The sequence below is a fragment of the Aliiglaciecola sp. M165 genome, assembly GCF_007197995.1.
Classification (GTDB): domain Bacteria; phylum Pseudomonadota; class Gammaproteobacteria; order Enterobacterales; family Alteromonadaceae; genus Aliiglaciecola.
Map to the genome: position 1 here is coordinate 223,442 of NZ_VKKH01000006.1, position 26,399 is coordinate 249,840.

Below are 26,399 nucleotides of genomic sequence, written 5' to 3' on the forward strand. Positions count from 1 at the left end.
ACAGTGGGAAAAGATTTATATGAAAAAAATAATGGTGTTGGGGGGAGGTGTCTATCAAGTGCCGCTTATCGAGCAAATCAAAGATAGTGGTAACTTCGCGATCGTAGTGACGCCAGATGGAAATTACCCTGGCATTGACATAGCGAATCTGCACATAGATATGGATACACGAGATGTGGAACGTGTTACTGATAAAGCAATCGAGCTTAATATTGATGCAATTGTAACGACCGGAACTGATGTTGCGCTGCCTCTATTGGGCAAAATTTCAGATACTCTAAATTTACCCGGCCCTTCATATGAATCTGCCAAATGTTGCACAGATAAAGTTCTGATGAAGTCAAAATTAGTCGAAAATAGAATTCTGACTGCTAATTTTGGTGTATTCGACACTTTAAATGACTTTTTGGGAAATAAGAAAGATTTTGGTTATCCGATTATGGTTAAAGCTCCGGACTCAAGTGGAAGCAGAGGTATCACGAAAGTGGACTCCCCAGATAACCTTGAAAGTGCATTTAAAGATGCCCTGGAAGCTAGTGCAAGTAAAAAAGTAATCGTAGAAGAATTTTTGGAAGGGTTTGAAATAGGTGCACAAGTTGTCGTTGTGAATGGAAAAGTTCTGGACGTAATTGTTCATGGGGACATCGTTACTCAACCTCCTATCTGTGTTCCAATCGGGCATTTTTTACCGCTTGAACTGGAAGAAGAGCTGCATCATAAAATTACCAAATTAGCTGAGGCGACAGTGGTGGCCCTTGAGATAGACAACTGCATTAGTAACTTTGACATAATGGTTGTGGAAGATAATCCCTTTATAATAGAAGTAGGGGCACGGATGGGGGCCACTTGTCTACCAGAAAATGTCGGAATATATAATTCAATGAATTACTATCAATTGTTGCTTGATATCTCATTAGGTGACGAAATAAACTACAAACCATCAAAAAAGAAACAAGCGAATATTTCACGTCTACTGATGTCTCCTGAAAGTGGAAAAGTGGCATCGGTTAAATTTCCTAACGCCGAATCATTTATTGATAACTTTACGATTTCAATGGATATAAAACCAGGTGACAATGTGAAAAAGTTCGTAAATGGTACCGATAGAATCGGACAAGTAATAGTCCATGGCGATACGCTGTCTGAGTGCGAAGCGCTTATGGAGAGTATACTAAAACAAATTGAGGTGAAGTTTGAAACGAATAGAGACTAATGTTGAAAACTCCTCAATCTCGAAAGACAGCTCTCTGTTTAGGTGCGATATACACGATTCTAAAATCGGAAGTTCAGCAATAGTTGGGGACTATAGTAGAGTTCGTAACAGTATTTTAGAGTCAAGAGTCGTTATCGATAGAAATAATCACATATTTTCATCAACTATCGGTCGGTCTACATACACTGGTAAAAACGCAACAATTTTGTGGGCAAACGTCGGCGCATTTTGCTCGATTTCATGGAACGTGACTATCGGCGGTGCCAATCATGATTACAATCGGGTTACTCAGCACTCTTTGTTGTATGATCCATCTAAAGGATTTCTAGGAGACAGGGAACCCATGTACGACCGATACTCCCGCGGACTTGAAATCGGCAATGACGTTTGGATTGGTTGTGGTGCAGTGGTTTTGAGAGGGGTTTCAATTGGCAATGGTGCTGTTATTGGAGCCAATTCTGTGGTTACTAGAGACGTTCCTGACTATGCAATTGTGGCAGGTAACCCTGCACGAGTAATCAAATATCGTTTTGAACATGCAATAATCGACATGCTCTTGAAAATGAAATGGTGGGAATGGAGTTATGATAAAATAAAGTCAAATCTAGATTTCCTTGCCAGCTTTCCAAAGGAGAGAGAAAAATATGATTCCATTTAACAAACACTGTTATACTGGGAGAGAATTAGAGTTTATAGAAGAGGCAATTAGTAGCTCCAAAATAAGCGGGGATGGATTGTATTCGCTTAAATGTCAAAATTGGTTCGAAGAGAATTTAGGGGCTGAGAAAACGCTCTTAACTCCATCTTGTACAGCTGCACTTGAGATGGCTGCTTTGTTGTTGGATCTTAGCGAAGGTGACGAAGTAATCATGCCAAGTTATACATTTGTCAGTACGGCAAATGCTTTCTCCCTGCGAGGTGCCAAAATTGTATTCGTTGATATCAGGAAGGATACAATGAATATAGATGAGACAAAAATAGAGTCTGCTATCTCTACTCGCACTAAAGCTATCGTTCCAGTTCATTATGCGGGAGTAGCGTGTGAAATGGATACTATCATGGAAATAGCCGAGAAATATGGCCTTTACGTAATCGAAGATGCTGCCCAGGGAATGATGGCGTCTTACAAAGGAAGATCATTGGGAACGATAGGTCATATGGGGACCTTTAGCTTTCATGAAACCAAAAACTATACAAGTGGTGGTGAAGGTGGGCTTTTAATTATCAATGATAAAAAATTCTCAAGTCGAGCTGAGATTATTAGGGAGAAGGGTACGAATAGGAGTCAGTTTTTCCGCGGGCAAATTGATAAGTACACATGGACAGATATTGGTAGCAGTTACTTGCCATCTGACATTCAAGCAGCGTATCTATATGCTCAATTGCTTGAAGCCGCTAAAATCAATGAAAATCGCTTGGAAACATGGGGGCGCTATTATAACGAGTTCCAAGAGCTGGGTTCCAATGAGATTATTCAATTACCTCATGTTCCAGAAGAGTGTAGCCACAATGCGCATATGTTTTACTTCAAATTCAGAAGTTTGTCTGAAAGAACCGAATTTATTAGCGTTATGAAGCAAAATGGGGTGTCTACAGTGTTCCACTATGTGCCCCTTCACTCATCACCGGCAGGTTTAAAACTTGGCTCTTTTCATGGTCCCGATGTGAATACTACCAATGAAAGTGAAAAGTTGATCCGTCTTCCATTGTTTTATGGAATGTCAAATGTTGATGTCAATCGGGTGATCGAGCTTACTAAAAGTTTCTTTTAGTCTGAACGCTTTTTAGTCCGAAGATTTGTTCCAAATTGTGTCTGGAAAGGGAAGGATAAATCTTCCCTTTGGGGGCCATCTCATTCCTCATATTTTTGTTGTGAATGTATTGCAACCATAATGGATGCTCAGACTTCAAAATGAAGTGTGGTTCCTCTAAAATTAAAGTATGCTTTTTCTCGAATGGTGAAAAAAAAAGTGAATTAGTTAACTTTTTCTTTTTAAAGAAATAGGTTATGAATGGTGAGTTGAGATAGTCAAAGATTATGTTAGTTTTTCCGTCCCATCTACATCCTTTGGATGCTACTACTGCGTATGTTTTTGAGTCACCAACAGATTTTTCTGCAAAGCTATCTGGGACGTCAGATACCTTCTCTATATAGTCAAATGACAGCATATCATCATTGTCCAATCTACATACTCTGATGTATTGGTCACCCGAATGTTCTAAGTTTTTCTTTATGGTCTCCAAAATTTGGGTTTTACCATCCTCACCATATTTAACGAGAACAGGAAATATCCAATCATATTTGCTCAGCCTGAGAGCTTGGACTACCCATTCATCCGACTCATCAAAAAGTATTATCCAGCTGTTCGGAAGTTTGGATTGCCTCAAGATAGAAGGTAGGCATAGACTTAAAAATAGTTCATTTCGGTGCAACAACCATTCGCGCCGTAATTGGTCATCTCTCAATAAATTCCTTGTCAGTCCCTCAAACAAATCCCATGATTTCAGACTGTATCGGGTGACCAAGTATAGATTTGATGCATGCATAACGCGCCTATGGTTTTCTTCCTTACATTTGTACTACTGCTTAATGAATAAGTTACCTTAAAATTTGCACAAGTAGCAAAAGTGAGTTGTTTTCTTTCTGTATGACAGATTGCATATGATGTATCATACCCTTAAGTTATTTGGTTTTAAAATCCTATATTTAGAAAGTGGAAGAAAAGTGTTAAATGGTAATTAAGAAAATTAAAGACTTTATTAAAAACACAACTATTAAAAGAAGTAAGAAGAAAAACGAAAACGAATTTTTAGTTGAAATGATAAAGCACAGTGGGCACTTTGATGCAACATGGTATAAGGCTAAATATAATGACGTTTCTGAGAGCATTTATTGGTCTCAGAATCCGCAGGAGCATTATCTAAAGTTTGGTGCCGAAGAGGGGCGCGATCCGTCTCCTTGGTTCAATACTGTATGGTACTTATCCAAAAACAGTGATGTGAAAAAAGCTGGTGTAAATCCACTTTTGCACTATATTCAACACGGAATTCATGAAGGTCGTGAACCAAGTAAAAACGTTCACCTTGATCCAAAAGTCTCTAAACAGTGGCAGATCCGACGGCGGTTGTCAGCTCATTTGTGGGGCGGTTTGTCGCAACACGCTCTCAAAAAGCTCAATGAAATTGTTGAAAATCATGGAGTCAAAAGTTCTGAACGTTGGTTGGCCGCCTGGCATATAGCTCGATGGTGGTACTTTCATGGCGACTTTGAAAAAGCTATGTCGATGGCGGATACAATGGATAGAGTTTATCCTAATAACCAATTGATCATCGAGTCAGTTTATTTGAAGGCATTTTGCCATTTCTATACGGGATATCCTGATAAGGCCAGTCGAATATTAAAAAAATATTTGAAAATTAATCCAAAATCGGTTGACGCGCTGTTTGCACTTTCAAATGCATACATTGATGATGACGCAAAGCGATTAGCGCTTATCAATCAAGCTCTGAACGCTTACAATTTGTCAAGTATAGAGAAAAAAAATGAACGACTTCCGCTGAGTATCAGCAATCTCTGTTGCTCGACAGAGAAAAGAATCAGTAGCGAAACTAAAGTCTCAGTGATTATACCTGCTTTTAACGCTGAAGAACGTATTAAGGTCGTTTTAGAATCTCTCATCAATCAGACTTGGCGAAACATCGAGGTAATTGTTGTCGATGATTGTTCTACAGATTCAACTTTTGAAATTTGTCAACATTTCCAAAGTTTAGATGGCCGTATAGTCGCTGTTAGGCAAAACGAGAACAAAGGAGCATACGCAGCTAGAAATCTTGCTCTTGAGATATGTACTGGAGAACTTATAACGACTCACGACAGTGACGATTGGTCCCACCCACAAAAACTCGAAACACAAGTTAAATTTTTTGAAGCAAACCCTCAAAAAATGGGAATGTGTCTCCATTGGATTCGAGCCAATGAGAATATGTTTTTTACCCAGAATTGGAGGCCTAATGACTCACTTACGCATTGGAGTCATTCATCCTTTATGTTTAGAAAAAAAGTCTATGAGGATTTAGGCGGTTGGAATGATGTGAGGGTTGGAGGTGATACAGAATTCATTTGGAGAATGAAAAGTTTCTATGGGGACGACTCATACCAACTAAGCGACCAAAAGATTCCCTTCGCGTTCGCTCTTGATGATGATGCATCACTTACAAGGAATAAAGTTACTCATGTGAAAACTGTTTACTTTGGTCTTCGTCATATTTATCGGGCAGCCTGTAAATGGACCCACGCTGATTACGCTGCTTCCAATAAAGATTTTAAGGAACTTGTTTACCCTTCTTTTCCTCAGAAAATGACGAGGAATAACGTTGATACTATGCTTGCTGATGTGCTTTTGGTTTCTGATTTTTCGGATGAAGAAATGAGTCATCACTTGTTTGAATTTGTTGATAACCTCGCTAAAAACCGCTTTAAAGTCGCAATGTTTCACTGGCCTGACTTTAACAAAAAACCGTCGCAACTTCATGCAAGCTACTTTAAAGCTTTATTAAACGATACGACTTTCCCTGTAGTCGCTGGAGAGAAAGTTAAAACAAGCCTTGTTATTACTGCAAATCATAAATTGTTGGAGTTTCCCGTCGATAGCTTCCCAGAGGTTATTGGAAACAATGAATCTATTGTATTGAAAGGTGATGGATACGAATCAAAATTTGACGCATTCTTGCATAACGCTTTTGGACAGCATGCCCGCTACGTTCTTGCCTCAGAGGCTACTCAAATTATTTCAAAAATCACGGATGAAAAAGAGGCTAAACAATAATAATGGAAAGGAGTAAATTTTTTGAATTAGTTGGTTCCTGCGATATACCTCCCTATCCCAAATCCCTTCCTTCATACGTTTCCGTATCGCTTGGAGATAGCAATATGGAAGCTAGCGACGAGTCGCTTTCTCTCGAAATGGTGTTTGAACTACTTTGTCAGTTGTCACTAGACAACTTTGATCCAATTAGATTCGACGACTACCTGAAGAGCATCGCTAAGCATGGAGAATGCAGAAAGTTTACGCAAATGCTGCTCATGTCAATATTTTCAAGTTGGGAAGAATCGGTCTCTACTAAGCTTTCTATTTTAGCCATACTAGAGGGAGATGGAGAAAAAAAGAGATGGGTTAAGTTTGCTTGTGAGCTGATTGAGTCCGGCTATCAAAATTCTGATCTTAAATGGCCGTTGGAAATGTACTCGATATGCAGGGGATCAATTATTATCCGTGGCAGAAGGGTTGGAATTCCACTATTCAATCATGTGAGGGGATTAAAAAAAATAAGAGCCAAAGCGGAAATTGTAATAGACAAAATGTGTGTTTCTCACAAGCCAGAAAAGATAAACTTCTACACACCGCTTTTAAAATGGATATTCTCTAAAGTTAAGTCAGAAAAAGCTTTTGAACCAGAGAAAAAAACAACTATTGTCTTTGTAGCAAGTCGTCCATTTCCTGATCAAAAAAATACGCATTTTAATGTGTTGCTCAATGTCGCTAGAGCTCTGACCTATGAAGCCCCTCACATAAATGTGAAATTGGCACTTTCACCTGAGGATGCATTAGTGACACCATGGGGCAATTTTGGCGTTTACGATAAAGCAAGGTCACGGTTTCATACTGAAAAGTGGAAGCAGGTTAACGTAAATCCTGGTTCGATTTTTCCTGAGGCACTCCACGGTGGCCAAGTGATTTGTAAAAAAAGCTATATGGAAAAAATGTTTAATTGGATTACTAAGCAAGAACCAACATTGGTTGTTTTCCTTAGTGGTGTATATGAGAGCTACGTAGCCAGAGCATTAATTTGTCTAAAATACAAGACTGTGTTCCTGCCGACGAGTATTAAACATATCCCCAAGAAAAACTATGACACCGTAGTAAGCACAAAAGATGCCTATTACAGAAAACTACGAAAATCAGGTGTAGACGACAATCGTATTTTTAAAGTTCCGGTAGTTGTAGATGTATTTCACAATACGGCGGTTTATGAAGGTGAGTCAGTTAGGGGTAGTGAAAAGCAGTTTATTATTTGTTCTGTTTTAGGAGGGGGACGCTTGCTACAAGCATTCCAAAAGTTTACAGAATCAGATTTCCAGACAATTCAGAACATGTTTCAGACAAACTGCAATCTGCGGTGGGTTCTCGTCGGGGAAAACAAGATAGATGAATTATTGTCGCTATCACCTATTTTAATGGGGCTTGCCAATCAAGGAAAGTTACTTTGTAAACCCTTTGTCAAAAATTTAAGAGGATTTTACAGAGACCTTGACTGTGTATTTAATGTCCCTGGCGTAACTGGTGGGGGACAAGGAATTGCCGCAGCGATTAGCGAGAATCTAGCTGTTGTTACTTGGGAGTATTCGGATTGCTGCAGTTTTGTTCCAGTTTTAGGTCAATACAATAACTTGGGTGAGGCGACAGAACTTTTATTAAAACTCTCAATAGATGTGGAGTTTTACGATGCACTAAAGAGACGGTGTATTGAGAGTTTGAGCGGTCACACGATTGAAAAAGTTGCCAAACAGTGGCAGTCGATTGTTGAATATTGATGCCTCCTATTGGTCAATAAAGTAGCGGAACTTTTCCACCTATATCGATTATAGGTTAGAATGTATACCAGCAGAAGGTTTTTAAGCATTGATAAAAAATATATTTTTGCTTTTTAAAAAGCTCAATAAACTCGTTATTGGGTATTCCAAAGAAGAGTACCAAATCCTAGCTGATAGTGCTCTATTTGACGAGTCATATACTAAACTAAGCGCTGAATTTCCTCAGAACTCTACAAGAGAGGAAATGCTTAAAATCTACTTGAAAAATAAAACACTCTGGCCAATGAAGACAAGTCAAGAGTTTGACGGTACCCACTACCTTGGTAAGTACGAAGATGTTTATCAAGCCGGAATTAATCCTCTTTTGCACTATTTAAAATATGGAGTTAAAGAAGGCAGGCTTCCTAGAAAAAATGTTGCGTTAGCATATGAACATCATCTTTGGTCGGGGAATCATTCGATCATGATACCTAAACTTAAAACACTCATAAAACTTCGAACTAGTGAATTGGAATACTGTTATGCCTGCTGGGCTTTAAGTCGCTGGTATTATTATTTGGGAGACTTCAGCGAATCTTTGATATATTGCGAGCTTGCGAATAACGCGAGGAGCCATTTTTCAAATAATGGTCTTAACGTGTTGTTTTGTCAGTTGCTAATTCGCTGCAACCAAAAAAGTGACGCTCAAAAGGAGATTGTGTCTTTTAAGAGCGCACAGTCAAACGCTGCAGACTTCTGCCTTCTCGAATTTAATTTGCTTAACAGTTCGGCTAGCTTTGATCATTGCCAAAACAGAAAAAAAGTAGATGTTTTGAATCAGGTGTTTAAAAAACATGGTCTTGAAAAGATCAGGTATACTGACAATTGCAACAATATATATTCAATGGACGATCTATATAGTTCAGGGGAATTGATTAATCATGGCATAAAAGTTTCTATTATTGTTCCTACATACAATGCATCGCCGTACATTGAGCGAACGTTGAGCTGTATATTGAATCAAACTTGGAAAAATATTGAAGTTTTAATCGTCGACGATTGCAGCGATGACGATACTTTATTAAAAGTTAATAGATGGCTAGAACTGAATAAGAGTGCTGCCAATGAAAAGTTTAGAGTTATTAAGCAAATAAAAAATAAAGGTGCTTACCATGCACGAAATCGAGGAGTTAGAGAGTCCTCTGGGGATTTCATTACGGTGCATGATTCTGACGATTGGTCACATTGTCAGAAAATTGAAAAGCAAGCCTTAGCACTTGTAAATTGCGAAGCAAAAGCCAGTGTTTCTCATTGGGTTAGATGCACACAATCATTGTTCTTTGATTATTGGAGGCCTGACAATTCGCTTGTTCATAGAAACGTTTCGTCTCTTATGATAAAGCGAGAAGTATTGAGTAAACTGGGCGTTTGGGATTCTGTTAAATTTGGGGCTGATACTGAGTATTATTACCGAATTTTAAAAGCTTACGGAGGTAAATCGATTGTAGAGGTTTTAAGTGGTATCCCTCTCTCATTCGGATTGATAAATAAAAACTCATTGACTAATCTTGAAGCTTCTCACTTGATATCTCAGTTTCAGGGTAATCGTAAAGACTACCTGGACAGCGCCAAGCAGTGGCACAATGAAAACTCGACTCCATACTTATCTGAATTTAGTGAGAGACGCCCTTTCCCTATTCCATATGAGATGTCACTAGGTTTAACACAGAAAACCTCAGAATACCTATGTGATGCTGACTTAATAAGGTATAGCGGTATGTGGGATCCAATTTGGTATGTAAGAAAGTATGCTTTTCTGCAAGAGGAGCTTGCAGACCCATTGGAACATTATATTAATGAAGGCTTCAGAAATTTATTTGACCCATCTCCCAAATTTTCTGTCTCTTGGTTTGTTAACATTCATTTGACGAGAGGTGATAAAGAGTCAGACATCAGTATCTCTGAAGTTTTTTCTCCTTTAGCAAACCAGCAACTCATTGAATCATTCCCCACATTTGAAGGGCGTGCTTTGAAAAGTAATAATCCTACCATTCTGCTGTGTGGTCATGCCTCAGGAATGACTTTATTTGGTGCTGAAAAAAGTCTACTAGATATTGCTAAAGCAATAGCAAAACTTAACTACAATCTCGTTATTAGCTTGCCAAGCGCTGAGAATTTGCATTACATAGAGTGCTTGAAAGAATATTGTCAAGCATTCGTAATTATTAACGATCCTTGGTGGCAATCTGGAGCGAACATATTTAAGCACACAGAAAAACTATTTTTAACTGCGATAGAAAAATATCAGGTCGACTTGATTTACCTAAATACACTAGTACACAATTCAATATATTCGGCTTGTCGTAATTTGAAAATTCCAATCATAACTCATGTGAGAGAACTTCTCAGCGCAGATGATAGTTTATTGAAAACGTTGGGGGCGTCGGCAAAGGAAGCTTATGATCGTGTGTCAACGAATTCAAATCACTTGATCGCAAACTCCAATCAAATGAAAGCGGAGTTGTTGACGGTCTTAACCAATCCGGATGCAAAGCGAATAAGCGTTATTCCAAACTGCTTTTCTTTTGAATACAAAAATGAAAAAAACGATCTCGCAGCTGGGCCCAACAACAATGTTCTATTTTTTGGATTAGTTAGCAGTAACTTACCGAAGAAAGGTGTAGTTGATTTTGTCAATCTCGCGGGTTTATTTGAAAAAGCAGACATACTCAATGCAAGATTCAAATTATTCGGTCCAACCACACCGTTGACAAAAAAAATCGCTAGAGAGAAAGAAAAAGGCTTGCACACTTTAGTCGACATTGAACCTTATATAGATGATCCTGAGCAACTGTATGATAAAATTGACGTTATCGTCAATCTCTCGCACTTCCAAGAATCCTTCGGGCGCACAATTCTAGAGGGAATGGCATTTGGCCTCCCCACTCTTTGTTATTCCCATGGTGCTTTGGTGAATTTAGTAGAGCATAACAAGAGCGGATTTTTAGTACCGTTTAGAAGCGAATCTGATTTATTTGTGATGGCCAAAAAGCTAGCACTAGATAGTGCTTTACGCTCAAGTATGGGTGAAAGAGCGGTTCAAATAGCGAATTCTAGTTTTTCGCACGAACGGTTTGTTGAGAGAGTCTCTGTTGTTCTTGAAGAATTGCTCCCCTAAGCACCCTAAATGCGATGTTCAAATAACTTACAAAATTGAGAAAAAATGGTGTTAAAAAGTATAGCAATCAAAACTTTAAAAGTTTTGGTGTCAATAATTCCAGAAGTAGTGAAAAAGCCGCTAAAAAATCATGCTCTTATTCATGAGTGGTACGCACGTTCGTTGAGAAATTCAGGGATGTTCTTTGGTTATCCCACAGAATCCCAAATCGAGAAACTATACCGAAAATATCGTATGGAGCGTGTCAAGTGGGTCGAAAAACAGAAACCCAAAGAGCGATTTGCTGAAATCTCAGTAATTTTAATTTTGGAAAAGTGGGATTTGGAAAAAATCGAAAGAACTATAGAGTCGCTTCGTGTTGCAAAAATGAGTCTATCTGCATTTTTTTTACAAAAAAAATGTGAAGATCGAACCCTGGAAATTAAAAACAAATTTCCATCAATTCCAAGTATCTCTCTTCTAGATCAATTCAATATTGAGAATAGCGTTCTCTTGATAAATTGTGGAGATATTGTAAACAGCCAACTAGTCAAAGCCGCAAATACTTTTACCAATACTGCCACTGATATCTGTTACTTCGATACAGATTATTATAAGAAAAACGACGAGTATTGTTCACCACGTTTCTATCCTAAATGGGATCCAGAACTACAGCTCTCGACTGGCTATATAAGAACCGGGGTATTGTTAAAGTGTTCAAATGTTCTGAAGAACAAAGAGCTATTTAACTGTTTGTATTCAGGAGGAATAACTTCTTTTATGTGTTCATTAGCGCTTGAAAGCAATCCCCTGAAACTGGACCGGGTCCCACATGCAGTTGTATCTGAACCAGTTCAGAACAAGCTAACTTTAAAACGGCATCTCGACGGCGAAGAGTTAAAAGAAAAGATCTCAAAGTACTCAGTCAAATGGCACAAATCGGGATATTACAGTGTAGAGCGAAAATTAGAGAAGAAGCCGTTGGTGACTCTTGTTATCCCTACTTTCAATGGCAAAGATCTTGTTGAGGCATGTATATCCTCTATTTTGGACAAAACTATATACGAGGAACTCGAAGTATTGCTAGTTGACAACAATTCAGATGATCCGGAAGCGTTAGCGTACTTTGACGAGTTATCAAAAATTGAAAAGGTAAGACTGCTAAAATACCCGTTTCCTTTCAATTATTCTGCTATCAATAATTTTGCAGTGAAGCATGCAAAAGGTGAAATTATTGGATTAATAAACAATGATATAGAAGTTGTTAGCGCAAATTGGCTATGTGCGATGATTTCTCATTTGATGCAAGAGGGAGTTGGGTGCGTTGGAGCAAAGCTACTCTACTCAGACAATAGAGTTCAACATGCGGGCGTAGTTTTGGGTTATGGAGGCGGCGCTGGGCATGCTCACAAATACTTCCCACATGACCATTCAGGATATTTATCTCGCCTCGAAGCCACTGGTTCTTTCAGTGCAGTAACTGCTGCTTGCCTAGTTGTTCGAAAAACTGACTATTTACAAATTGGGGGATTGGATGAAAAAAACTTGCAGGTTGCTTTCAATGATGTCGACTTTTGTTTGAAGTTAGCGCAAAGAGGTTTAAGGAATATATACTGTGCCGAGTCAGTACTGTATCATCACGAGTCTGTCTCTAGAGGCCTTGATATTGAACCTATGAAACGAGAACGTTTTAAAAGGGAACTCAGTTTCATCCAGAAAAAATGGAAAACGTATATTGACGATGATCCTTGTTATAACCCTGCTTTGACCCTAAAGCGTGAAAATTTTGCCATTAAAGATATAATACGTGAAAAATATTAAAAAATTATTAAAAATCAACAACTTAAGGGTTTTTTTTCATCGGTTTGGTAGAGAGCTAGAATGGTTTTATACTCATAGGTTGATACGTCGCCGTCATCTTAAAGTAAAGATAGTGGCAATTGCAAAAAATGAGGCATGTTACCTACCAGAGTGGTTGGCTCATCACTTATCGTTTGGATTCGATCACATTAGCGTATACGTTAATAATACAGACGACAATACCGAGCAAATTTCTGCAAAATTGGCATCAAATGACAAGGTAGAATTTCTAAATGGAGACGTTTTCTTTAAACCTTCGATAGACGCTCCTCAAGTTGAAATATATCGTCACGAATTAAAGCGGAGTCGCGAGCAAAAGTTCTCTCATGTGTTTTTTTTAGATATAGATGAGTTTTGGACACCAAAAAATCTCGACTCAAATATACATCAACATCTTCAAAACGTTGATGCAGATGTGGTTTGTTTTGAATGGGTCAATCGCTGTAATGAGAACGAGTCTTTTTTACCTGCTTTGCAAAGTAATATTGAAGGTGTAAAAGGAAATCACGTGAAATCAGCTGTTGGGACTCATGTCATACCTGAAGCAATCAACCCACATAATGTATATGCCTACAAAGCGAAGTATAGTCTTGCAGATGGTAGCAATTTTTCGGTTGCTAGGGACAATTACGCAAAAATTAGATATGGCAAAGATATAAGTGACGTTAAACCAAGTTTTGTTTTGCACAGGATGTATCGAAGTCAAGAAGAATATGTGGCGTTGCTATTGCGAGGAAGGCCGATACAGAACCGACAGTTTGCAGATATTTTGAAAACCAATCGGGGGGGCTACGTACCTAGATATGCATCTGTTAAACTAAGGTTTGAAAAAGGGCAGTTGGAAAGGTATCGGTCAAACCTGGAAAAGTTCCTTGTTCAGTATGATCTACTGGTGGAAATTGAGACAGCGAAGCCTTTTGTCCAACAAAAAAGGAAAGAATTGATTGAATTAATTAACTCTGCTCCAAAAGAACTGGCCCCCATATTCAAAAAAATACTTAATAGAGTGACACTAAGTGATGTTGTTGATGCCCACGAGCACTTTAAAAAAAGACATGATCTATTATGAAAATGTAACACTTGGCACATGGTAAAAAATTAGTGTCTTTAAAAAAAGTTATTAAGAGCGAACTAAATCCGAATGACAGAAAAGCTGACGTTTTGGTTGGTATGTCTGTACATGCGCTGGATCGCTTATCCTGGCTGCAAGATGCAGTCGAGAGTATCGTTAATCAAACATATCAAAACCTCGTTTTTGCTATAGTGATAGATGGACCAGTTAGTAAAGAAATCTCTGATTATTTATTTCGATTACCGACATCACAAAAGAACGTAATTGTTTTCGAAAGAGAGTATAATTGCGGGCTAAGTAGTTGTATGAACTTCTTGATAGAGTATTTCATCGAGTGTGATTTTAAGTATTTCTTTAGAATGGACTCTGATGACATATCTGAGTTGAGAAGAATTAAGTATCAAGTAGATTTTTTGCAGAAAAATCTTGATATATCGGTTCTAGGGTCATCTCTAATTGAAATCAATGAACTCGGTGAAAAGGTCGGCAAGAGGATTTTGCCTTTAAAACATAGAGAAATTGTCCGCTTTCTGCCAAAAAGGTGTTCGCTGAATCATCCTACAGTTGCTCTGCGATTCGAGATTTTTAAAATGGGGTTCCGATACAAAGAACATTTAAAAAATACACAGGACTATTTTTTTTGGATAGAGCTTGCTGCCTCTGGAATTAAGTTTGCAAACTCGAAAGAAAAGCTACTAAAATTTCGTCGCGTAAATGATTTTTACAAGAGAAGAGGTTTTTCAAAATCTTTGAATGAGTTTAAGGCAAGGATTTACGCGATGAAGGTGTTGAACAAAATGAATCTCAGCAATATAGTCTATGCCCTTTGTGTTTTAATTCTCAGACTAATGCCTTCGAAATTTGTGAAGCTGGCTTATAAAGTAGACAGATATATGTTAAATAAACGGGTAAGACACGAGTGATTGGCGCAACAATAATACTTTACAAACCTGATATGTTCGTTACTGAACAATTATTAAAAACAGTCGTTCAACAGGTCGATGTGTTGAGTATCATTGATAACTCGCCAAAAGCAACTGAAATTGATTTAAAAACTGAATCAATGCATTACCATCATTTTCCAAATAACATAGGTATTGCTGCCGCCCATAATGTTGGACTAAATGACTTACGACAAGCTGGCTGTATATATGGTTTACTGCTTGACCAAGATAGCTCTGTTGATAGTGATTTTGCATTCAGACTTTCTTCCCTGCTTGTAGCATCAAAAATCCAAAAAAGACCTGTGGTTGCAATTGGTCCACGTATCTTATGCTCTTTCTCTGAAAAAACCATAAAGCCAAGAGTACAAAAGGAGATTGCAGCGTATGACGATTTAGTGTGTGTGACGCAAATTATATCGTCGGGAATGATGATTGACCTGGCGGCATTGGACAGCATTGGTATGAAAGATGAGCAACTATTCATTGATGGTGTAGATCATGAATGGTGTTGGCGTGCGAGGACCCACAATTTGTTGGTGGCTATTGCTGACAAAGTCGAAATGGTCCATAGGTTAGGAGATTCTCGCGGCAAATTTGCTGGCATTACATACAAAGTTGGTACACCAGTCAGGCTTTACTACCAATTCAGAAACATTTTGGTTCTTTCTCGAAGGGATTATGTACCTGGTTATTGGAAGTTTCGAAACTTGTGTGTGATACCTATCAGATTTTTTGCTAATTGCGTATTGCAAAACAACAGAATCGAGAGACTAAAATTCATGTTGTGCGGACTTTGGGATGGAATTTGCAACCGACAAGGTTCCTATCGGGACAATTGGGAGTAAAGTCCTTAGGAAAGTATTATTGTAGATTAGAAACCAATACTAAATTTTTGGTTAAACTTCGAATCAATTGGAAGGAAACAGGTAAAATGAAAGTTACCGTATTTGGAATCGGCTACGTGGGGTTGGTTCAAGCAGCGGTGCTCGCTGAGGTTGGGCATGATGTGGTATGTATCGACGTCGATCAGGAAAAAGTTGAAAACCTGGAAAAGGGCCTTATTCCGATCTATGAACCGGGATTGACACCTCTGGTAAAATCTAATTTTGAAGCAGGACGGGTTAAATTCACTACTGACGCAAAAATGGGCGTTGAACATGGCGACGTCATTTTTATTGCCGTAGGTACGCCTCCGGATGAAGACGGCTCCGCAGATCTAAAATACGTATTGGCTGTTGCGAATACAATCGCTGAATTTATGCCCAGCCACAAAATTGTGATTAACAAGTCAACCGTTCCTGTTGGAACTGCAGACAAAGTCACTGCAAAAATTTCTTCGACGCTTTCTGACCTCAATAAAGATCTGACTTTTGATGTAGTTTCCAATCCTGAATTCCTAAAAGAAGGGGCAGCTGTTAACGACTGCATGCGTCCAGATAGGATTATTATCGGTACTAATAGTGAATCTGCTGAGAAGAAACTGCGTGAGCTTTATGCGCCATTCAACCGCAACCATGACAAAATCATTGTAATGGATATTCGCAGTGCAGAGCTAACCAAATACGCAGCAAATTGCATGTTGGCGACCAAAATAAGCTTTATGAACGAAATGTCTAATCTGGCGGAGATATTTGGCGCTGATATAGAAAATGTTCGTTTGGGTATTGGTTCTGACCCTCGAATTGGCTATCAATTTATTTATCCAGGATGTGGATACGGTGGTTCATGTTTCCCCAAAGATGTGCAAGCGCTCGCTCGTAGTGCAACTGAAGCGGGCTACGATGCAAAAATATTAAATTCTGTGGAAGCGGTTAACTACCAACAAAAAGAAAAATTGTTTGGTTATATTTCTTCGCACTTTAATGGTGAGCTTACCGGCAAGACTGTTGCATTATGGGGATTATCTTTTAAACCTAATACTGATGATATGCGCGAAGCTTCTAGTCGCGTTTTAATGGAGAGTTTGTGGGATGCTGGCGCATCAGTCCAAGCCTACGATCCTGAGGCTATGGAAGAAACTCAGCGCATTTATGGTACCCGGCCCGAATTGAAACTGATGGGCACTAAAGAGGCGGCTCTTGATGGTGCCGATGTGCTGGTAATCTGTACTGAATGGCAAGCATTTAGAGCGCCTGATTTTGATTTGATCAAACAGAAACTTACGCATCCTGTTCTGTTCGATGGGCGAAATTTATTTGAACCAGAGCTAATGAAGGAATACGGCTTGCATTATTATGCGATAGGTCGAGGATTATCAGTTAAGGAAGTGAAAAATGAGTCAAGTTAAAAAAGCGGTTATTCCTGTAGCAGGGTTGGGAACGAGGATGTTACCCGCAACTAAGGCAATCCCTAAAGAGATGTTGCCAGTAGTAGATAAACCGCTTATCCAGTATGTTGTAGCTGAGTGTGTTGCTGCGGGGATCAAAGAAATTATTTTGGTAACCCATGCTAGTAAAAATAGTATTGAAAACCATTTTGATACAAGTTTTGAATTAGAAGCAACGTTAGAAAAGCGCGTTAAGCGTCAGCTTTTAGAGGACGTTCAAGCGATTTGTCCTAAAGACGTGACGATTATGCACGTTAGACAAGGTGTAGCAAAAGGACTTGGACATGCCATTTTATGTGCACGGCCGATGGTGGGGGATGACCCTTTTGCAGTTGTATTGCCCGATGTGATTATTGACGACGCCGCATGTAACCCTAAAAAAGACAATCTAGCTGATATGGTGGCCACTTTTAATACCAGTCGTGTCAGTCAAATCATGGTGGAAGAAGTTCCGGAAAAAGAAGTTAGCAGTTACGGTGTTGTAGATCTGGAAGGTAAAGCATTAGGTGAAGGTGAATCAGCCAAGATCTATCAGATGGTAGAGAAACCTCCTGTTGATGAAGCACCTTCAAATCTGGCCGTAGTAGGACGATATGTACTTTCAGAAAGAATTTGGGATGCGCTAGAGTTTACTCCTCCGGGTGCGGGAGGTGAAATTCAGTTGACGGATGCTATTGTTGCATTGATGAGTGAAGAGCAAGTCGATGCGTACTATATGACGGGTAAGAGTCATGATTGTGGTAGCAAGCTGGGTTACATGAAAGCGAATGTTGAATACGCGTTGCGCCATAAAGAGTTAAAAGACGAATTCTTAGATTACCTTAAAGGTCTTGTTCAACAGCAAGGTTAACAGCGATATGACTATTTATTGAAGGCACCTTGCGGTGCCTTTTTATTTTAGGTTTAGATAAAAACCTTCACTTCACTACTATCTTTTCTTTCAATTTTTCGACCATTTTATCACCCACGCCTCTCACGTTAGTTAAGTCTTGTAGGCTTGCGAATTTGCCGTTGGCTTTGCGATAGGCGACGATGTCAGATGCTTTTTTTGCGCCGATTCCCGGCAGTTGCTGTAACTCGCCCGCACTGGCTGTGTTGACGTTGATTTTTTGCGCTGCGGCCGCCTGTTGTTGTTTGGCGGTTTCAATTTTTTGATCAAGTGATTTGGCGTGTAACTGTGGAGCTCCAGCAGCAAAAATGGCTGCTCCAATAATCAGAGTGGGTAAGAACTTTTTCATCATAAATTTCCTTGTTGTGTTTCATTCCTTGTGTGCGATTTGTGCACGATATAAAAGTAGGATTAGGGTGACAGTTTGTAAAGTCTAGTTTTTGGGTAGGTAGTCACATACGTCTTCTTCCCGTTGATTCGTCTGCCCACGTCATTCTCACGTTGGTTCATTTACACACGTCATGCGACTAATGAATTGGGGGTACCCGCCAAGTGCGCGCGGGTAAGACGTATTTTTTTGGACTTGTTGACGTGGAATTTTGAACGCGAGGGACGTCATCCTCGCGACGCTCTTGGGCGAGGATCTTTCAAAATGCGACTAATAAGTTGGGGGGTACCCGCCAAGTGCGCGCGGGTAAGACGTATTTTTTTGGACTTGTTGACGTGGAATTTTGAACGCGAGGGACGTCATCCTCGCGACGCTCTTGGGCGAGGATCATTCAAAATGCGACTAATGAATTGGGGGGTACCCGCCAAGTGCGCGCGGGTATGACGTAATATTTATGGTGTGTATGACGTTGTATTCACATGAGTTTTGGGAATGACATGCTAAGTATCAGCAATAAAAAAGGAGCACCATGTGCTCCTTTCTAGCCATACTAGACTCAGTAAACTTATAGTCTATCAAGTACCGCTTGGGTGAAGTCAGTGGTGCCGTGTTCTCCACCAAGGTCGCGTGTTGTGCGATCACCCGATTCGATGACTTCTTTAAGTGCTTGTCGGATATTGTCAGCTTTGTCACTCATATCTAGGTATTCTAGCATTTGAACCGACGCAAGAATGACAGAAGTGGGGTTAGCCAGATTTTTACCGGCGATATCTGGGGCCGAGCCATGCACTGCCTCAAAGATTGCACAGTCTTTACCTATGTTTGCACCGGGTGCCATACCTAAACCGCCTACAAGGCCTGCACAGAGGTCGGATAGTATGTCACCAAACAAGTTTGTGGTCACGATCACATCAAACTGATGTGGGTTCATAACCAACTGCATACATGTATTATCAACAATCATTTCAGTCGATTCGATATCTGGATATTTTTCACCGATTTCACGGGCAACTTTTAAAAACAAACCAGAAGTGGATTTCAGAATATTAGCTTTGTGGACGGCTGTAACTTTCTTACGGCCTTCACGACGGGCAAGCTCGTAGGCAAATGTAACAATAGCCTCAGCGCCATCACGGGTGATTTTGCTCATGGCTTCCGCTTCGCTGCCATCATCTGACACTACCTGACCGAGGCCGGAGTACATGCCTTGGGTGTTTTCACGCACTGTTATGATATCGATGTCTTCATAACGTGCTTTAGTGCCTTTAAACGACAATACAGGGCGCAGGTTTGCATACAATTCAAAACGTTTACGTAAACTTACATTGATTGACGTAAAGCCTTCGCCCACAGGGGTAGTTAGAGGGCCTTTCAAGGTCACTTTGTTTTTAGCGATCAGATCTAATGTTTCTTGAGGTAATAGCTCACCATGATTTTCTAGTGCCATCAGCCCGGCGTCTGCGAAGTCATATTCGAAGTTGCAACCGACTTTGTCGAGGATTTGCAGTGCTGCATCGACAATATCTGGGCCAATGCCGTCACCTTTGATAACGGTAATTCTTTGTTGGGACATAGTGATTTCCTAATAGCGAGTTCGACGGCCAAGGCGAATAGGTTGCCTTGCACAAATTTACCGTGAACGGAGTCTTTAAAGATGGGCGGCTTTATACCATTTTTTGCGCCGTTTTACTACGGTTAAGCCTTTAACTATGTGGTGTTTGGCGCTTTTATAAGCCAATTAAATTAATCTTAACGAAATTCTTACATGACTTGATAGCTGTGGCTATTTGTCATGGCATTGAGTGCAATCGTATGCATAGTTGAAGTGGGAAGAGACAGTTTACTCGCTGCCTGCTGTGCGTAGTCTTGTGAGGCTTTACACAAGTCTGTCTCATTGAAAAACAACTGTCGAGCCAGAAGAACAGAAATACCTAATAAAACGCCAAGTTGTTGAGACAATTTATTGCCAGACATGTCATCGGGCATCTTTTGGTGTTGTTCTAATGCTTTAACAAACAGCTTGGGTTGCTGCCAGGCAATGCTGAGTTTGACAGCATGGGAAGTCAAATTGTCTTGCTGTTTAATCTTTATTAGGTGTGCCACATTGAAACTCTTTGTGGGAAGCATCTCCCATCGAGTTCGACTCTTTAAGCTAGGTTGGGTGAACAGACCGCTGCAGGCAAAACACAAAAGGTTAGAGGCTTGCTCCGGTGAAATATCGCCTTGTGCTTTGGCTAATTCTGCAGCAATTTGTGCAGCAAAATGTACAAATTGGGTAAAGTTTTGTTGTAGTGGGAAGTAATGTTGATTGAGCCTAAGCAACAGCGCTTGCTCTATGAGCATATTGTTGGTGCGCTCGTAGCCATGCATCATTAGCCCATGCTTTACTTGTTGCACTGGGAGTTTATTGCGGTTTGAAAAGGTAGCCGCTTTTTTCAAAAACTCAGCAAAAGCAGGCTCTTCACTTATTTGGGTGGCTAGCTTGTCAATGTCAACGTCGCCGTTGTTAAGATGTTTTTGCACTGCTAACAAAACCGCAGGGGGTTTATCCAGTGGGTAAGTGTCCCAATCAACGCTAGTGAAATCTGCTCGCTCCTCTAGCCATTGTTCGTTCCACAAGTGGTGAATTTGAGTAAATCCCGAAACCAACTGAGCACCTAAGGGCTTTTTCACATGTTCGGTATATAGTCGGGATAAATGGTTATTGCTCGGGTCACTAGGATCAACGTTGCATACCAGTATTTTTGTTGCCGAGACACTCAAAACAATAGCGTGCTGTCCGGGTTTTGACTGAATAAGAGTACCTGGCGGCACGAGAGTGGGGTATTCCAGCAGTGCGCTTAAATCCTCATGCCATTCAACCGGCGCGCTTTGTATCAGCATTCTAAACACCTGTGAAAATGACGGTGACTTTTTGTTTTGTCGATGAGTGAGTGCGACGGATAAAACATGAGCGGAATATATTATCCGCTGAACACGATTGAGTTTCCTTGGCCATCGAGGTTTATTCAAGGGATCAAAATAGAGCTTGGTAAAAACGACGTATCCACTTAACCAACTATGCTGTTGGGTTTTCTCCAATAACTCTGCCAGTCGTTTATTGATTTTATGTTTGTTGGCGGTGTCTTTTACTGCACTTTGATTGGCAAAAGCATCTGTGAGCTCTGTTTGGCGCTCTCCATAAAGAGTGATGATAGCGCAGAGCAATTGCTGGCAACACAGATCATTGATCTTTGCCCGGTTACACAACACTGCACAATAGGCCAAAGTATTAAACGCCAAATTGTGCAGGTAGCTTTGTCTGGACTTATACAGCAGAGGTTGGGCGATAACGATATCAGGGTATTGCTTGAAACCAGCCAAAAAATGTTCACTGGTCTTTACCACCCGTTTAAATTGCTCCGTTGTCACCGGGTTGTTGCTCACGTCATCGAGTGTGCCGGCTACCAGTGCAAAAAGTTTAACCACTACATTGGTTGGCATTGCTGATCTCGATTTGAGGCAAACTGTGTTTAACGGTTGAGATACGTTTGGTAAGCCCCGTCTCCCCAGGCTACCAATTCTTCATCTTCAAACAATAATGGCGTGCATTCGTCTTGGGTGGTTATACCGTCTGATTGTTTATGTTGTGTGCGATAGAACATGACCTGAACGCGACTCACACCCACTTTCTTAGCTTCGCTGATATCAGGAGGACCCATTAACTCAAGCACACTCGCACGAGACGTTCCCAATTCTAGTTTTGTGAGTTGAACTTTGTTGTATTCTTGTCGGTCTTCCCAACCCATATCAGAAGTATCGTCAGGGTTATACATGATAAGCCCCGCCACAAATGTGACATAAAGTACAACTCCCACTCCAATACGTTTTACTACTTTGGTGTTCATGTCTGATTCAAGTATCCATTTCAATTAGCGTACATGTTAAATAAATTGCGGCCGTGTTTAAAGGGCACTTAACGTGAAAAGACGATTATTTGCCGAACTCAATTGTAAAACAATATTCCAAGCTAAGATTTTATCACTTCGTAACACGGGCTGTAGTGACTGCCTGGCAGCTTCATTCTTTGCTGGGAAACAAAAGATTCAAGTAATTCGTCCAACAATGCCATGAGTGTTGGGTCGCCATTTATCTTAAATGGTCCATTTTCACGGATTTGTTTGATCCCTTCTGCCTTCACATTCCCTGCCACGATTCCTGAGAAGGCTCTACGCAGATTTGATGCCAATTTAGCCTTGGGTTGGTCAAGGTGCAAATTGAGATCTTCCATCGATTGATGAGTGGGTTCAAAGGGCTGTTGAAAATCCGATTCAATTTTTAGCGACCAGTTAAACAAGTATGAGTCGCCGGTTTGACGACGGTGTGCATGCACAGCTTCTTGTTTTCGTCGGATCGTTTGGGCCACTTTGACAGCATCGTCGACAATAATCTCATACAACGATTGGGCTTCTGGTCCTAAGGTTGCACCAATAAACTGATCTAAAGCTTCAAAATAGGCCTTGCTATGTGCCGGCCCCGTCAATACAAGTGGAACAACTTGTTGATGATTAGTTTCATCCAACATCACACCAAGCAGATACAGAAGTTCTTCTGCAGTGCCAACACCACCAGGAAAAATCACAATCGAGTGGGCAATACGCACAAAGGCTTCCAGCCGCTTCTCGATATCAGGCATAATCAATAGCTCATTAACGATAGCATTAGGGGGTTCGGCAGCGATAATAGAGGGCTCTGAAATCCCTAGGTAACGCCCTCGACTATAGCGTTGTTTAGCATGCCCAATCGCGGCCCCTTTCATCGGGCCTTTCATCGCACCAGGTCCGCAGCCCGTGCATATATTCATTTCACGCAGGCCAAGTTGGTAACCGACTTTTTTTGTGTACTTGTATTCAATTTCGCCAATTGAGTGTCCGCCCCAGCACACAACCATATTGGGATCACTGCCAACAGTGATGGCCTCGGCGTGCCGGAGCATATCAAACACGATATCGGTCAAATAACGAGACTCAGGCACATCGGAAGTATCAAATCGATATTTCCCCCCCATGTGGAGAATATCTCTTAGCACTGCAAACAAGTGCTCGTGAACACCTCGAATTAATTCCCCATCAACAAATGCAACTGCTGGAGGATTGATCAATTCAATCTTTACGCCGCGTTCACGGCGGATCAGGTTGACTTCGAAATCTTCATAAGGACTAAATAAGTTTTCGTAGTCATCTTCCTCAACCCCGGAATTTAGCACCGCCAAACAGCAATTTCTAAAGAGTTTATACAAGCCACCATTAACAGATTGTTTCAGACGATCGACCTCAAATTGAGAAAGCTGGCTTAAAGGTCCTACCGGGTTCAATTGAATAGACTGCATTCACATGTCTCCAAAATGTAATTATTGACGCGCTTGACGGACACGCGTGTACTGATGCTCAAAGTCGCTTCTGAACGGATTGATATCTAGGCCACCTCGACGGGTGTAACGCGCATAAACGGAGAGCTTGTTCGGTGCACAGTACTGTTTGATATCGCAAAATATACGTTCAACACATTGTTCGTGGAACTCGTTGTGCATTCTAAATGAGATCAAGTAGCGTAACAGGTTTTCACGATCAATTTGTGGCCCCTCATACTTAATCAAAACACTTGCCCAATCCGGTTGATTGGTGATCAAGCAATTGGATTTTAGCAAATTACTCATCAACGTCTCTGAAACGTCGTTTGAGCCTGTGCTTAATATCTCTGGCGTTAATTCGAAATTATTAATCTCAATATCCAGTTCGTCAATGCACACACCTTGCAAATCCTCGATGTCTAACTTGTTGAACTGGTTAGGTAAAATGAGACCTACCTGTACATTTCTACCGGCGCAAGCTGATAAATCTCGCTGCAACATTGACTGCAGCACCTGATGAGACGCTACCTTGGTCTGATTAAAACTGTTTAAGTACAGCTTGAAACTCTTTGATTCAATTAAATTCGGCGAATCATAAGGTACTGTGCATTCCAAGATGGCAACCTGCGGTTTATTCTTGCTGTTTAGCCAGGAAAGCTCATAGGCCGTCCACAAATCTTCTCCATGGAAAGGTAAATCTGCACTTAATCCTATTTCATCCCGGCTTAATGCGCGGGGCACAGGTTGCAGCAATTCTGGATTGTATTGGTCAGAATATTCAACAGGTTTACCCAGTGACAGGGCGGAAAGCGGATCATTTTTTGAGAAAGTTTTACTCAAATCTTTTGTCATTTATGGTTCTCAATCGATAAACTACAGGATATCAATAAATGAAGAGTGTAGCGCGTGGAAATAGATTCGGCACTAGAAAGATTTGTATCAGAGTATGTGAAGGTGCACCAAGAGCAGCAGATCCCCTTGGTCAATCAATTCGACAGCGCTTGGGTGTCGCCTTGCAGTGAATACCAGGGCGAGCAGGATGAGTGGGTGCCCTGGTTACCAGTAAAACAAAATAATGAATGTCACTTTGACGATTTTGAAAATGCACTAGATATTAAAATGAATCCTGAATTAGCAAGATTCTTTACCTGTTACTTCAGTGACAACCTCAATGCACACACCAAGCGAGGGGATCTTCAGCTTCTAATGCCTTGGAACAAAGATGATTTTGAACGTTTACAACAAAATCTGATAGCCCATGTGCTGATGAAACGTCGGCTTGGGCAAGACGATACGTTGTTTTTTGCGGTGACAGACGAAGAGGATTTTATTATCAGCGTGCATAATCCCACGGGCAATGTGGTACTCGAGCAAGTTGGACTGGAGCCCAAAGAAATTTTGGCACAAAGCCTTACTCAATTTGTCTCACAGCTTCGTCCCAAACTGATTTAACCTCTGTTCTGAATAGAGGTTACTTAGGCTCCTCCTGAATTTGGCCCAATAGAGACGTTAACTGGGACTCTAGCTGACTGACCCGTGTTTCTAAATCGAGGATGCGTTGATGATCCGTGCGATCAACAGGCTGATTAGCTTCTTGCGTTTCGGATAACTTCGGCAGTTGCTCGGGATCCACTTTCCATTTTTGCAAAACGCTGACGACCAGCGGCAAAGGTAAGGGTCGATTCGCCAATTTTCTAATTAACGCGACGCTGGGTTGTTTTCCTTGCTGGCTCAATTTATTGCACAAGGACGCGATGTACGAAGTTTGCTCAGACATGACGAAAATCACTAACTTTTAGTTAAAGTCCTCATCATAACTCGATTGAATAACAGCTTCATTAAAAAATAACGATATAAAACAGATAGTTAAAATTTGGCCTCATACTTGTATTAATTCACGTACATTTTAGTCTTCAACACATTTTTAAAGAATAAAAAGGAACATTGATGAAAAAATCACTCATTGCCGCTGCCATTATCCTACCAATGACATTAAGTGGATGCGTTATCTCAGTTGGAGGTGACGATGGCGACTATTCATACTCTTCCAGTTGGGAGAAAAAAGAACGCAAAAACCGCAAAGCCATCGCCAATCTTTCCCCAGATACGTCAGTCAACGCAATCAAAAGAGATATGGGCACACCAGACTTTAGTGAGTTGCATCAACGTGGTGACGACGAAATCCAAGTCTTGTTTTATCGCACCCAACGAACGGAAGGAGATGGTGTCACCACTAAAGACGAATGCACACCATTAGTCTTCAAAAACGGCCAGTTAGTGGGGTGGGGCGATACGGCTTACCAAAATATCTAACGCAATTGGTTGCTGAGCTGATCTATCAGCTCAGCCCATTCAGCATCTTCCAAAATGGAGGTTTCTATAAAACTGGCTTGTGCCTGATCCCAAAAAGGCGCATCTTCTAGCTTTATCTGCGCAGCCAAGCCTCTGTTTTTTTCGATGAAGTCATCAATTGACTCATCGTCGTTTGGCAAACCTAGCTGCATAAACAAGTCGTTCATCTTCAAATTATCAGCAATCATTTCACATACACTTTTGACATTAAGGTTGATTAAATTATAGCCATAAATTT

Annotated in this window: 23 protein-coding genes; 14 read left to right on the top strand and 9 right to left on the bottom strand. The window is 40.5% G+C overall.

Going from position 1 to position 26,399, the window contains the following annotated elements; genetic code table 11:
• Positions 1–19 precede the first annotated feature (19 nt).
• The 3 genes from FM019_RS12865 to rffA all read left to right on the top strand — a co-directional run bounded on the left by FM019_RS12865 (position 20) and on the right by rffA (position 2,985).
• Positions 20–1,213: an ATP-grasp domain-containing protein gene (locus tag FM019_RS12865; RefSeq protein ID WP_143836346.1), complete on the top strand. Its 1,194-nt coding sequence runs from the start codon at positions 20–22 to the stop codon at positions 1,211–1,213.
• Between the two features lie 205 nt (positions 1,214–1,418).
• Positions 1,419–1,871, top strand: coding sequence for a CatB-related O-acetyltransferase (locus FM019_RS21095; RefSeq protein ID WP_313901695.1), 453 nt, complete (start codon positions 1,419–1,421; stop codon positions 1,869–1,871).
• Positions 1,858–2,985: a dTDP-4-amino-4,6-dideoxygalactose transaminase gene (gene rffA / locus FM019_RS12875; RefSeq protein WP_143836347.1), complete on the top strand. Its 1,128-nt coding sequence runs from the start codon at positions 1,858–1,860 to the stop codon at positions 2,983–2,985. Before FM019_RS21095 ends, rffA begins: the two co-directional genes overlap by 14 nt.
• Here the strand turns inward: rffA and FM019_RS12880 are convergent.
• Complete coding sequence (locus FM019_RS12880; RefSeq protein WP_185969282.1) at positions 2,969–3,679, bottom strand: glycosyltransferase; 711 nt, start codon at positions 3,677–3,679, stop codon at positions 2,969–2,971. The genes rffA and FM019_RS12880 overlap by 17 nt on opposite strands.
• 266 nt (positions 3,680–3,945) lie before the next feature.
• Between FM019_RS12880 and FM019_RS12885 the strand changes: the two genes are divergently transcribed.
• From FM019_RS12885 to galU, 9 genes are all read left to right on the top strand, one after another.
• A complete protein-coding gene (locus FM019_RS12885) occupies positions 3,946–6,039 on the top strand; it encodes a glycosyltransferase family A protein (protein ID WP_143836349.1) in 2,094 nt (697 codons plus the stop codon).
• A 104-nt stretch (positions 6,040–6,143) separates the two neighbouring features.
• Complete coding sequence (locus FM019_RS12890; protein ID WP_143836350.1) at positions 6,144–7,805, top strand: hypothetical protein; 1,662 nt, start codon at positions 6,144–6,146, stop codon at positions 7,803–7,805.
• Between the two features lie 88 nt (positions 7,806–7,893).
• A complete protein-coding gene (locus FM019_RS12895) occupies positions 7,894–10,962 on the top strand; it encodes a glycosyltransferase (RefSeq protein ID WP_143836351.1) in 3,069 nt (1,022 codons plus the stop codon).
• Between the two features lie 45 nt (positions 10,963–11,007).
• Entirely contained in the window at positions 11,008–12,762 is a 1,755-nt protein-coding gene (locus FM019_RS12900) for a glycosyltransferase family 2 protein (RefSeq protein ID WP_143836352.1), read from the top strand.
• Positions 12,749–13,870 (top strand): glycosyltransferase family 2 protein, encoded by a 1,122-nt coding sequence (locus FM019_RS12905; protein ID WP_143836353.1) that lies wholly within the window; start codon positions 12,749–12,751, stop codon positions 13,868–13,870. Before FM019_RS12900 ends, FM019_RS12905 begins: the two co-directional genes overlap by 14 nt.
• A gap of 11 nt (positions 13,871–13,881) precedes the next feature.
• Positions 13,882–14,796, top strand: coding sequence for a glycosyltransferase (locus FM019_RS12910; protein ID WP_313901696.1), 915 nt, complete (start codon positions 13,882–13,884; stop codon positions 14,794–14,796).
• Positions 14,793–15,662 (top strand): glycosyltransferase family 2 protein, encoded by an 870-nt coding sequence (locus tag FM019_RS12915; protein WP_143836354.1) that lies wholly within the window; start codon positions 14,793–14,795, stop codon positions 15,660–15,662. The genes FM019_RS12910 and FM019_RS12915 overlap by 4 nt, the downstream gene beginning before the upstream one ends.
• Positions 15,663–15,748: 86 nt before the next feature.
• The gene (locus FM019_RS12920) at positions 15,749–17,104 is read left to right on the top strand and encodes a UDP-glucose dehydrogenase family protein (protein ID WP_143836355.1); all 1,356 of its coding nucleotides are present in this window, start codon (positions 15,749–15,751) and stop codon (positions 17,102–17,104) included.
• Positions 17,091–17,993 (top strand): UTP--glucose-1-phosphate uridylyltransferase GalU, encoded by a 903-nt coding sequence (gene galU / locus FM019_RS12925; protein ID WP_143836356.1) that lies wholly within the window; start codon positions 17,091–17,093, stop codon positions 17,991–17,993. Before FM019_RS12920 ends, galU begins: the two co-directional genes overlap by 14 nt.
• A 67-nt stretch (positions 17,994–18,060) precedes the next feature.
• Here galU and FM019_RS12930 read toward each other — a convergent pair whose 3' ends face one another.
• The 6 genes from FM019_RS12930 to queF all read right to left on the bottom strand — a co-directional run bounded on the left by FM019_RS12930 (position 18,061) and on the right by queF (position 24,661).
• Positions 18,061–18,384 (bottom strand): ComEA family DNA-binding protein, encoded by a 324-nt coding sequence (locus tag FM019_RS12930; protein ID WP_143836357.1) that lies wholly within the window; start codon positions 18,382–18,384, stop codon positions 18,061–18,063.
• A 601-nt stretch (positions 18,385–18,985) separates the two neighbouring features.
• Positions 18,986–19,993 carry an isocitrate dehydrogenase gene (locus FM019_RS12935; protein WP_143836358.1) on the bottom strand — a complete coding sequence of 336 codons (1,008 nt, stop codon included), beginning with the start codon at positions 19,991–19,993 and terminating at the stop codon, positions 18,986–18,988.
• A gap of 188 nt (positions 19,994–20,181) precedes the next feature.
• Positions 20,182–21,903 (bottom strand): HDOD domain-containing protein, encoded by a 1,722-nt coding sequence (locus FM019_RS12940; RefSeq protein ID WP_143836359.1) that lies wholly within the window; start codon positions 21,901–21,903, stop codon positions 20,182–20,184.
• Between the two features lie 29 nt (positions 21,904–21,932).
• Positions 21,933–22,307, bottom strand: a complete 375-nt coding sequence (locus FM019_RS12945) for a DUF3192 domain-containing protein (RefSeq protein WP_143836360.1) — start codon at positions 22,305–22,307, stop codon at positions 21,933–21,935.
• A gap of 122 nt (positions 22,308–22,429) precedes the next feature.
• Positions 22,430–23,788, bottom strand: a complete 1,359-nt coding sequence (gene ppnN / locus FM019_RS12950) for a nucleotide 5'-monophosphate nucleosidase PpnN (RefSeq protein ID WP_143836361.1) — start codon at positions 23,786–23,788, stop codon at positions 22,430–22,432.
• Positions 23,789–23,809: 21 nt separating this feature from the next.
• Positions 23,810–24,661 carry an NADPH-dependent 7-cyano-7-deazaguanine reductase QueF gene (gene queF, locus FM019_RS12955; RefSeq protein WP_143836362.1) on the bottom strand — a complete coding sequence of 284 codons (852 nt, stop codon included), beginning with the start codon at positions 24,659–24,661 and terminating at the stop codon, positions 23,810–23,812.
• Between the two features lie 54 nt (positions 24,662–24,715).
• Here queF and syd point away from each other — a divergent pair, with 54 nt between their 5' ends.
• On the top strand, positions 24,716–25,261 hold the full coding sequence (gene syd, locus FM019_RS12960; RefSeq protein WP_143836363.1) for a SecY-interacting protein: 546 nt from the start codon (positions 24,716–24,718) through the stop codon (positions 25,259–25,261).
• Positions 25,262–25,280: 19 nt separating this feature from the next.
• Here syd and FM019_RS12965 read toward each other — a convergent pair whose 3' ends face one another.
• Entirely contained in the window at positions 25,281–25,586 is a 306-nt protein-coding gene (locus tag FM019_RS12965) for a hypothetical protein (protein WP_143836364.1), read from the bottom strand.
• A 170-nt stretch (positions 25,587–25,756) separates the two neighbouring features.
• Here FM019_RS12965 and FM019_RS12970 point away from each other — a divergent pair, with 170 nt between their 5' ends.
• A complete protein-coding gene (locus FM019_RS12970) occupies positions 25,757–26,122 on the top strand; it encodes a DUF3192 domain-containing protein (protein ID WP_143836365.1) in 366 nt (121 codons plus the stop codon).
• Here the strand turns inward: FM019_RS12970 and FM019_RS12975 are convergent.
• Positions 26,119–26,349, bottom strand: coding sequence for a DUF2789 family protein (locus FM019_RS12975; protein ID WP_143836366.1), 231 nt, complete (start codon positions 26,347–26,349; stop codon positions 26,119–26,121). The two genes, FM019_RS12970 and FM019_RS12975, sit on opposite strands and share 4 nt — an antisense overlap.
• Positions 26,350–26,399 lie beyond the last annotated feature (50 nt).